This window comes from Novosphingobium rhizovicinum (genome assembly GCF_040813635.1).
In the GTDB taxonomy this organism is placed as follows: Bacteria; Pseudomonadota; Alphaproteobacteria; order Sphingomonadales; family Sphingomonadaceae; genus Novosphingobium; species Novosphingobium rhizovicinum.
On the sequence record NZ_JBFNXR010000024.1, the window covers coordinates 1 to 9,775 of the forward strand.

Annotated in this window: 10 protein-coding genes; 2 read left to right on the plus strand and 8 right to left on the minus strand. The window is 63.4% G+C overall.

The window, feature by feature from the left end:
- Positions 1–232: 232 nt before the first annotated feature.
- The 8 genes from ABUH87_RS08310 to ABUH87_RS08345 form a co-directional block, all read right to left on the minus strand.
- Complete coding sequence (locus ABUH87_RS08310; protein WP_367772424.1) at positions 233–1,075, minus strand: TauD/TfdA dioxygenase family protein; 843 nt, start codon at positions 1,073–1,075, stop codon at positions 233–235.
- Entirely contained in the window at positions 1,072–2,280 is a 1,209-nt protein-coding gene (locus ABUH87_RS08315; RefSeq protein ID WP_367772426.1) for an FAS1-like dehydratase domain-containing protein, read from the minus strand. The genes ABUH87_RS08310 and ABUH87_RS08315 overlap by 4 nt, the downstream gene beginning before the upstream one ends.
- Positions 2,281–2,288: 8 nt before the next feature.
- Positions 2,289–3,272: an aldo/keto reductase gene (locus ABUH87_RS08320; protein WP_367772429.1), complete on the minus strand. Its 984-nt coding sequence runs from the start codon at positions 3,270–3,272 to the stop codon at positions 2,289–2,291.
- A 126-nt stretch (positions 3,273–3,398) separates the two neighbouring features.
- Complete coding sequence (locus ABUH87_RS08325; RefSeq protein ID WP_367772446.1) at positions 3,399–3,746, minus strand: SDR family oxidoreductase; 348 nt, start codon at positions 3,744–3,746, stop codon at positions 3,399–3,401.
- On the minus strand, positions 3,679–4,323 hold the full coding sequence (gene npdG, locus ABUH87_RS08330) for an NADPH-dependent F420 reductase (RefSeq protein WP_367772431.1): 645 nt from the start codon (positions 4,321–4,323) through the stop codon (positions 3,679–3,681). Before npdG ends, ABUH87_RS08325 begins: the two co-directional genes overlap by 68 nt.
- 22 nt (positions 4,324–4,345) lie before the next feature.
- A complete protein-coding gene (locus ABUH87_RS08335) occupies positions 4,346–5,512 on the minus strand; it encodes an acyl-CoA dehydrogenase family protein (RefSeq protein ID WP_367772433.1) in 1,167 nt (388 codons plus the stop codon).
- 24 nt (positions 5,513–5,536) lie between these two features.
- A complete protein-coding gene (locus ABUH87_RS08340) occupies positions 5,537–6,898 on the minus strand; it encodes an aromatic ring-hydroxylating oxygenase subunit alpha (RefSeq protein ID WP_367772435.1) in 1,362 nt (453 codons plus the stop codon).
- A 28-nt stretch (positions 6,899–6,926) separates the two neighbouring features.
- On the minus strand, positions 6,927–7,784 hold the full coding sequence (locus tag ABUH87_RS08345) for an LLM class F420-dependent oxidoreductase (protein WP_367772437.1): 858 nt from the start codon (positions 7,782–7,784) through the stop codon (positions 6,927–6,929).
- 115 nt (positions 7,785–7,899) lie between these two features.
- Between ABUH87_RS08345 and ABUH87_RS08350 the strand changes: the two genes are divergently transcribed.
- The gene (locus tag ABUH87_RS08350) at positions 7,900–8,835 is read left to right on the plus strand and encodes a LysR family transcriptional regulator (protein WP_367772439.1); all 936 of its coding nucleotides are present in this window, start codon (positions 7,900–7,902) and stop codon (positions 8,833–8,835) included.
- A 102-nt stretch (positions 8,836–8,937) separates the two neighbouring features.
- Positions 8,938–9,775 (plus strand): LLM class F420-dependent oxidoreductase (locus ABUH87_RS08355; protein WP_367772422.1); only part of this gene is annotated, 838 nt, incomplete at its 3' end.

A 9,775-nucleotide genomic window follows, 5' to 3' on the forward strand; every position in this document is an offset into this window, starting at 1 on the left:
GCGAGTGCATCCATGTAGGCGCGATAGGGAGCGCCATCGGGAAAGCCCGCCTCGGCCTTGTAGGTGTTGAGATTGAGCATGAGCACAGGTCCGTCGCGTCCGGCCTCGGCGTCATGGCGCAAAGCTGCGAGTTCGCTCTCGTTTCGCTTCAGGTGGTCAGGCGACATCGCGGGCTCCCTTGCGTGTCGTGGACGCGGCAGGCGCGCCCCGACGTGTGCTCACAGCACTGGCTTCAAACGATAGGCTCGTCGCCTTCGATCTTCGTGCGGTGCATCATGCGACCGCAGTCGAGCGGATAGTAGGTTGCGCGGTGCAGGCTTCCGGTGTTGTCCCACATCACAAGATCGCCGACCTTCCAGTCGTGGCTGTAGGTGAACTCGGGGCCGGTGGCGAACGAGCGGAGGCGGATCAGCAGTTCCTCACCGTCGAGCGGGTCGTAGTCGAGGATGTTGTGCGCCGAGTTGCCGATCACCAGCGACTTGCGCCCGGACTTGTGTGTCCAGACCAGCGGCAGCTCCTTGCGGCCGACCGCGCGCCATTCCTGCCACTGCTCGTACGTCGGCTCGGGCGTGACGTCGAGCTGGGTGGCGGCGAGTGCGTGCACTGCCCGCAAGTCGGCCACCAGCGCCTTGTCCTCGTCCGACAGCGCTTCGTAAGCGGCGTAAGTGTTCGCGAACTCGGTGCGGCCGGTTCCTGGAGGTGACAGCACCTTGGCCGAAAGCAGGCTGGCGCGGATCGGCATCGGCGACATGAAGCCGTCGAAATGCCAGAAGAACGCGCCCTTCAGGTATTCCGCGGTGGCGTTCTGCTTCTCGTCGAGGCTGACCTTGTAGATCTCCTCGCCGCGCATCTCGCGCGCGAACTTGCCGAGCGTGTTCGTGAAGGCGACGTGCTCTTCATCGTTAAAGTTGATTTCCGGGAATACGAGCACGCCGCGATGTTCCAGGAGGTCCATGATCTCGCCGCCGAGGTCGCCGGCAAGCAGCTCTTCCTTGGAGTTGAGCACCCGAGCGCCAATCTTCGGCTTGATCTCTTCGCTCCGAAGAGCGGTCAGTTCTTGCGTTGCCATCATCATTCTCCACTTTCCTTGGCGCCATCTCCGAGCGGGCCGCCGCTGCTCCTGCGGGGCAACTCGATTTCAGCGATGGCGGTTGCCAGCGTCGTTCCGAGTTGGTTCGTCATTTTGCAGTCCACCTGCACGACGCTGCGGCCTTCATCGTCGATGAGCTTGTCGATCACGGTGGCGTTCTGAATGGTGATGTCGCCCGTGAATGCCGGGCCGCGATAGAACGCATTCGAGTGCACGACCTGGCCCCACTCACCGGCCCAGCCTGCGAGGTAGTCGATGATCCACGCGCCCATCGAAGCGCCATAGCCATAGCCGCGAGGCATGCCGATATAGCGCGCCCATTCCGGGAAGAGATGCCCGCGCGACGGGCCGAAGTAGGCGCCGTCGGTGAGCTCGGGATCGATCCGCTCCATGACGCCGTCGTTCTCGTGGCCAGCCATCGCGGGATCGAAGCCCATGGCTTCAAAATCGGGGTTCACGCGGTGCGTACCGCCCCAGATCGTGAAGAGGTATGCTCTCCACTCCGTGGTGAAGCTGGCGATTGTGTGCGGTCCAAAGACGCGCTCGGGCAGAGTGTCGCTAATGTCGATGTCGTCCCAGAAGCGCTTGCCGTGGCCGAGATCGTGCAGGCTCTCGATCCACGCGAATTTGCGATCATGCAGTTCTGTAAGCTGTTCGGGTGTCCAGACAGGATCTTCTGTCTGGGTGAGCGACCCCATCTCGACGGCGAGATCCTTGCGGTAGCGGATACCGGTTGAGCGCTGGCGCGCAACGAGCTCGCCCGCCTGATTGTAGTAGTTGTTGTCGCCCCGCTGAAAGCAGGTCGGTCCGGCGAACTTCGTTTCCTTGACGACGTAGTCAAAGGGGATCCGCTCGTTGACGATCATGTCGCCCGCGAAGATGCGGGGACCGAAGAACCACCACTCGTCACCGCCGAAGATCAGGTGCGAGCCAGGGATGCGCCCGACGCAGGCGGGTGTCGCGCCGTGGCCGTCGTCGGTGCAGACGGCAAAGGACTGCGGCGCCACAAGCTTGCCGAAGCGCCCCTCGGCCGAGAACTCGGTGTCGTAGTGGAGCAGGTTGGGGTAGTGCATCGCTTGTGCCCAGCGACGGAAATCGTTGTTGTGCAGGGGCTCCTTCATCCGGCCGGGTTGGAGCGGCTTGCCCATGTAGTTGTCGAGGTCGGACGTATCGAGCGTGCGGTCGTTCATGCGGGTACTCACTGGGAAAGAAGTGCGGAGCCGGCTTCGTCGTACCGTGCGCCTGCGACGGCCTCGGCAGGGATGGCGCGCTCGATGGCGGCGATCTCGTCGGGAGATAGCGCGATCTCGGCCGCGGCGGTGTTCTCCTCGAGACGGGGGATCTTGGTGGTGCCGGGGATCGCCACGATGTCATCGCCCTTGTGGAGCAGCCACGCGAGCGAGAGCTGGGCCGGTGTGCAGGCCTTTTCGGCTGCGATTGCCGCAAGCGTCTCGAACAGGCCGACGTTGCGCTCCAGCGCGGAGCCTTGCCAGCGGGGCAGGTTGCGCCGGAAGTCGTCGCTTGCCAGTTCCTTTGCCCCGGCGGCAAGGAAGCCTCGTCCAAGCGGGCTATAGGCGACGAAGCCGATCCCCAGTTCGCGGCAAAGCGGCAGCACGTCTTGCTCCGGGTCACGAGACCACAGCGAGTACTCGGTCTGCAGCGCCGTGACCGGGTGTGCTGCATGGGCGCGGCGGATCGTTTCAGGTGCAGCCTCCGACAAGCCGAAGTAGCGGACCTTGCCTGCGGCGACCAGGTCACCCACGGTTCCCGCCACATCCTCGATGGGCACCGCCGGGTCGACGCGGTGCTGATAAAAGAGGTCGATCGTCTCGATTCCAAGCCGCTGTAGCGAAGCGTCGCACACCTCGCGGATGTGCTCGGGCCGGCTATTCACGCCCGTGGGTCGGCCGCCCTCCGGTGGGATGGCGAAGCCGAACTTGGTTGCGATCACCACCCGGTCGCGGACCGATCGCAACGCGCTGCCGACCAGCACCTCGTTCTTGAAGGGGCCGTACATCTCGGCGGTGTCGAACATGGTAACGCCAAGTTCGACCGCGCGGGCGAGGAGGTTCAGCCCATCGGCCTCCTCGACACTGGCCCCATAGCTTGCACTCAGGTTCATGCAGCCAAGTCCGAGCGCGGATACCGAAAGGCCTTGTGCTCCTAAACTACGCTGTTGCATCAGCATTCCTCTCGATCCCCGCATTACCGACGGGTGCTTGTTGGGTTGAGCTTAAGGCACCTTAGCCATCAAGAACACGACAAAACCTGTCGTGTAGCTATAGCGGCCGGGCATGGGAGGGCAGTCTCAAGCCGAGCCCATATAGCGGCCGCCGTTGGTGTTGATAGTCTGCCCGGTAACATACGCCGCGTCCGGGGACGCGAGGTAGGAGCATGCCGCGGCGATATCCTCGGGCATGCCCGGGCGCCTCATCGGCATCGTGGCCGCGTAGGCGTCCACATCCACCGGGCTCGCAAGCAACATCGGCGTATTGATGAAGCCTGGTGGCATCATGTTCCGCGCCGCAAATTCCATGGCGAGGGACTTGGTCATGCCGAGCAGGCCTCCCCGCCGCTTGAATGGCGGATCACGTCGCCGGCTTGGTAGCCAGCGCGGTGAAGCGGATCCCCGCCCCGTCGGCGCCGTATGTCTTATTCATGTAGATGAGGACCGACGTCAGTGCCTCGGCTGCAGCCGAGTTGGCCAATGCTCCGCCCGATAGGCCGCGCATTTTCATATCCTCGACCAGACCGATGACTGTGTTGCGGGCGTCGACTTCATCGCCAAAAACGAGCACGTCGCAGTCCACCGGCTCATCGGTGATCAGCCTGTGAGCCGCCACGTTGTGGAAGGCGGAGACAAGACGCACCTCCGGACCCAGCAGAGCGCGCGCGGTCATAGCCGCAGAGCCGGCCTCCGGAAGTTGCACGCGCATCACCTTGGGCGGAACGAGCGGAACCGTCGTATCCACCACAATCCCATCGCCGACGGTGTCGCGGATTGTCGCCAGTGCCTCCGCCTGTGCGGCAAAAGGTACAGCAACAATCACGACATCCTTGTCAGAGGCCGCATCAGCGTAAGTGGCACCTCCTGAAGCGCTGATCTCCGCAGCGACGGCCTGAGCGGTCTGGATGGAGCGCGAGCCGATCGTCACCGCATGTCCCGCTGCCGCAAGCCGTCTTGCGATGGCTTTCCCGAGTTGCCCCGTGCCGCCGATAACACCGATATTCATGATCTGCAGATAACTCCTGGAATCAGTATGACTTGGGCAATTCGAGCACCCGCTCGGCGATGTAGTTCATGATCTGGTGCGGGCTGACCGGCGCGATGCGCGGGATCATGACTTCGCGCAGATATCGCTCGACGTGGTACTCCTGCGCATAGCCCATGCCGCCCATCGACATGACGGCGGTCTGGCACGCCTCATAGCCTGCTTCGGCCGCGAGGAACTTGGCGGTGTTCGCCTCCGTGCCGCAGTCCTTGCCCTGATCGAACAGCGTCGCGGCCTTGAAGACCATCAGGCTCGCCGCCTCGACTTGCATCCAGGCCTTGGCCAGCGGGTGCTGAATGCCCTGGTTCTGGCCGATCGGCCGCCCGAACACGACCCGCTCGCGAGCGTAGCGGCTGGCCTTCTGGATCGCCACGCGGCCCAGCCCGGTTGCCTCAGCGGCAAGCAACACGCGCTCGGGGTTGAGGCCCTGGAGCAGGATCTTGAAGCCCTGGCCTTCCTCCCCGATGCGGTCCTCATCGGGGATGAACAAGTCCGAGATGAACAGCATGTTGGAGCCCACCGCATGGCGGCCCATCTTGGGGATCAGGCGGTGCTCGATCGCATCGCGGTCGAGCTTGCAGTAGAACAGCGTCAGACCGTCGGTCTTGCGTTTCACCTCCTCCAGCGGCGTGGTGCGCGCGATCAGCAGCATGCGATCAGCGACGTGGGCGTTGGTGATCCAGATCTTCTCGCCGGTCACTCTGTAGCCGCCGTCGACCTTCGTGGCGCGCGTCTTCAGGCTGGTGGTATCGAGGCCGGTGTTGGGCTCGGTCACCGCGAAGCACATCTTCTCTTCGCCCGAGAGGATCGGCGGGATCATGCGCGCCTGCTGTTCTTCGGTGCCGAACAGATGCACCGGCTCCAGCCCGAACACCGGACCGTGAATGGTCGAGGCCGCCGCCATGCCGCCGCCGCTCTCCGCCACCGCCTGCAGCATCACCGCCGCTTCGGTGATGCCCAGCCCGGCGCCGCCGACTGCCTCGGGCATGGCGATGCCAAGCCAGCCGGCTTCCGCCATCGATTTGTGGAACTCGTGCGGCCACTCGCCGGAGCGGTCCTTCTCCAGCCAGTATTCGTCGCTGAACTGGGAGCAGTGCTTGAGCACTGTCTCGCGAATGTTCTGCTGATCTTCGTTGAGCGCGAAATCCATGCGATCCTGCCTGCTTCGTGATGTTTACTTGAGACGGTGCGGCGCGCCGGTTCCCATGAACCGGGACAGATTGTAGTGCAGGCTGGCTACTGCCCGCTCACGGTAAGGGTTCGGCTTGGTGCCGCGAAAACCCTTGTTCTTCATGCCTTGCTGCACGGCCGCCATGTTGGTGAAATCCTGCTCGAGCACTGGGGGCCACTTGCCGCGCTCGGTATACTCCCACTCGGTTTCGGGCGCTTGCCCTTCCGGGTAGAGCTCATACACCGCGGCTTCGAACACGCATTTGTTCGGGTCGAAGTCGTGCGGGCGTGCCTGGTAGCACAGCATGTTGTTGACGGCCTGGCCGACCTGGAAGTTTGGGAAGATCTGCCAGCTGGTTCCCGCCTTCGTGGCGTGAGAGGAGGGCACTTCGGGCCAGACGACGCCGCGTTCGGCGTCCACCTGCTTGGAGCGCGTGATCCAGTAAGCGAGAACTTCTGCCGGGGGTGTGCCCGCTGGTAGCTCCTCGGAGAGGCGCTGTGCCACATCGACCATCGTCTGCGTCGTGTTGGTGTTCGCCGCCGCCCAGGTATAGGCCTGCATTTCCGCCGTGGAGATGCGCGCGTCCTCGCCCGCGCCGATGCGCAGCTTGCCCTGCTGTTCGTCCATGTCCGCAGGCGCGTCATAGCCGATGTTGCTGTGCAGCCCCTGATTGCGTGCCCAGCCGGGAAAATCTCCGAAGGCCATGAACTCCGGATGCGTGCTGGCGACGTGATAGGTTTCGTTGAACGCTTCCAGCGCGACCTTCCAGTTGCATTCAAACACGATCCACTTGCGCCAGCGAGGCCGCATGTTCTGGAGCTGATAGGGGTCGAGCAACGTCGCTGCAGGCTCCAGGTAGTCGCGCAGCGGCTGTGGCTCGTCGTCCATGTTGATCCAGATCCACCCGCCCCAGGTGTCGCAGTGGACCGCTCCGAGCCGGACGTCCTCATCGCTCAGGTCGCCTTGCCAGTCCTCGCGGTTGGGGATGTACTTGCAGCCGCCCTCCAGATCGAATGTCCAGGCATGAAAGCCGCAGATGAAGTTCGAGCGGTTCGCCCGCGCGTTGCGCTTGCCCGGCGGCGTGTCGACCAGGCGGCGTCCGCGATGGGGGCAGACATTGTAGAATGCTTTCACCTGATCCGGTGCGGTGCGCACGATCAGGATGGAGTCGGTCAGGACGTCGTACGTGATGAAGTCGCCGACTTCGGGAATGTCCTCCAGCCGTCCGGCCTGTAGCCAAACGCGGCGCCAGAGCCGATCCTGCTCCAGACGCGCATACTCTTCGGACACATAGGCTTCCGAACCGATCGTGACCGGTCTTTCCAGCTCGTCGGCCGCCTGAACGATCTTGCCGAATTCTGTCATGGTCGTGCTCCTCGATGATCGGCCCGTTTTACGCGGAGCGAGCGCGGAAATCGGAAAGGAAGTCGATGTGCTGCTCTGGGCTGGTGAAACCGTGACCCATCGTTCGCACGGCAAAGTGCGTGCCGCCTGCGTCCTGCCAGCGGTGCAGCACCTCCAGCGCGTCTTCGACGCTCGCGCCCTCGGAGAGGATGTATTCTGCCCCGAAGGGCTCGCCGCTGCGTCCCCGCTCTTCCAGAAAGGACTGAAGCTGCCCCCAGCCTGTCAGGATCTTGTCGAGCGGACCGCTGAAGACAAAGCCATCGCCGAGGCGTGCCGCACGGCGATACGCCGGCTCCGACCCGCCCCCGCACCAGATCGGGATCATGCGCTTCGGAGCAGGATTGAGCGCAGCATTGTCGACTTGGTCAAACCCGCCGTCGAATTTCAGCGCATCACCGCGCCATAGCTTGCGAAGCAGTTCGATTTGCTCGTCCAACCGCTTGCCGCGCGTGGCGAAGTCCTGACCGAGGGCCTGGTACTCGACATAATTCCATCCGGCCGCGACGCCCAGCCTCAAGCGTCCGCCCGAGTACAGGTCGACGTCCGTGGCCTGCCTGGCGACGAGCAGCGTCTGTCGCTGCGGGAGCACGAGCACGCCGGTGGCGAAACCGATCCTCTCGGTGATCCCGGCCAGGAAGCCGAACGACACAAGAGGATCATGGAAGGGGTCCTTTTCGGAGTAAGGCCCGAATAAGGGCTGCGTCCGGTTTTGACGGACAGCGCCTGCCACGTGGTCGAACATCAGCAGGTAGTCGTATCCGAGCTTCTCTGTCGCCAGTCCGATCGCTCGTACCGCGTGCGGATCGCCGCTGAGTTCGATTTGCGGGTAGACGACTCCGATTTCCACCAGACCTCTCCAGATGTGCTTTGACCCGCCATTAGCCCGTCATGTACGTCATAGCCCAAGACAATGTGTGTCGCGTGGGTATAGGTCTCGGCTATATTGCTAAGGAGAGCGCTCGATGGCCGACTTCAAGCGGCTTGGTTACTTCGTTCAAATCGCGGAACTCGGCTCCCTCACGCGCACCGCCGAGCGGTTACGCATCGCTCAGCCTTCGCTCAGCCGCCAGATGCGGATACTGGAGGAAGAGCTCGGCGTGGCTCTGTTCACGCGCGGCCACCGCGGCATGCAACTGACGGAAGCGGGCGAGGCGCTGCGCAGCCGCATCGCAGGACCGATGCGGCAGATCGGCCATGCGCTTTACGAGATCCGATCGCTTCCGACACAGACAGTGGGCAGCGTCAGCTTCGGCATGCCTCCAACGTTCGTCTCGGTCTTGGCTCCGGATCTTGCGGAGCGCGTGGCAAACGAAGCGCCGGGTGTCTCGCTGCACATAGTCGAGGGATATTCGGGCCACTTGCTGCAATGGCTCAAGCAAGGGGAGCTCGATGCCGCGATCCTCTACGGACCCACCCCCTCTGGGGTGAACGCGACCCGGCTCCTTGATGACGAGCTGGTGCTGGTCGGCACGAGGGCTCACGTTCCCGAAAGCGGCGAACTCCCGTTTCGTGATCTAGCTCAGATCCCTCTGGTGCTGCCGAGCCATATCCACGGCTTAAGGGTAGCAGTCGAGACTGCGGCAGCGAAAAGCAGGACCCAGCTTGCGATTGCCTTTCAATCAGACTCGTTTCAGCTGATGATGGATCTCGTGGAGAGCGGGCGGATGTGCACGATCCTGCCGCCATCTGCAGTTCAAAAACAAGTTGCCAGCGCTCGCCTGCGTACCGCTCGGATCATCGATCCAGCACCGAAGCGCCAGGTCTTCCTCGCCATGCAATCGGGAGCACAATCCCCGCGCGCGGTAATTGCAGTGGAGGGCTTCCTAAGAGAGGAACTGGCGAGGCTGGTGGACATGGGGGTGTTTGTCGGCGCCCGCATTCGGGGAACGGCAGATTAGCGCAGGGGTATAGCAAACAGACATACCCCAGCGACCGACATTGTCTTAGTCATATGTCTCCACGATGAGCTAGGCCGCCGAAAGGCGGAACTCGGAGAGAGGATGAACATGCAGATTGGTGTTGCCTACCCGACGACCGAGGTCGCCGGAGATCCCGACGCGATCCGCAAGTTCTGCCTCGCCGTCGAGCAGATGGGCTACACGCACCTCATGGCCTACGATCATGTCGTGAAGTGCCCGCACGAGGGGCGCGAGCCGAAGTTGACCGGGCCCTATACCGACAAGGACACCTTCCACGATCCGTTCGTGCTGTTCGGGTTTGCCGCGGCGATCACTACGAAGCTGCAATTTTCGACCGGAGTGCTCGTTCTGCCCCAGCGCCAGACAGTGCTGGTGGCGCAGCAGGCGGCAGACGTCGACTTGGTTTCGCGTGAGCGGCTGCGCCTGGGCGTGGGCATCGGCTGGAACTATGTCGAGTTCGAAGCCCTTGGGCAGAACTTCAAGACACGCGGGCGGCGGGTCGAGGAGCAGGTTGAGTATCTGCGCAAGCTCTGGACCACGCCCATCCTGACCTTCCAGGGCGAGTTCGACCGGATCGATCGCGCCGGGATCAACCCGCGTCCGCGCCGACAGATCCCGCTGTGGATCGGCGGGCACAGCGAAGTTGCTTATGAACGCGGCGCGCGCATCGGCGACGGCTTCGTCTTCGCCGCTTCGGGCGAAGGTGCGGTCGAGGCATGGGGCCGCGTCCAGCACCATTTGCGCGAACTTGGGCGGGAAGAGGCAGAATTTGGCCGCGAACTCCTGGCGCTGTTCGCGCGAGACAAGCAGGAAACCGTCGATCACCTGAGGCGCTGGCGTGATGCGGGCGGCACTCACGCGGGCGTACCGTCCATGAACAAGGGCCTGGGCGGCGATATCGACGCGCACATCGACTACG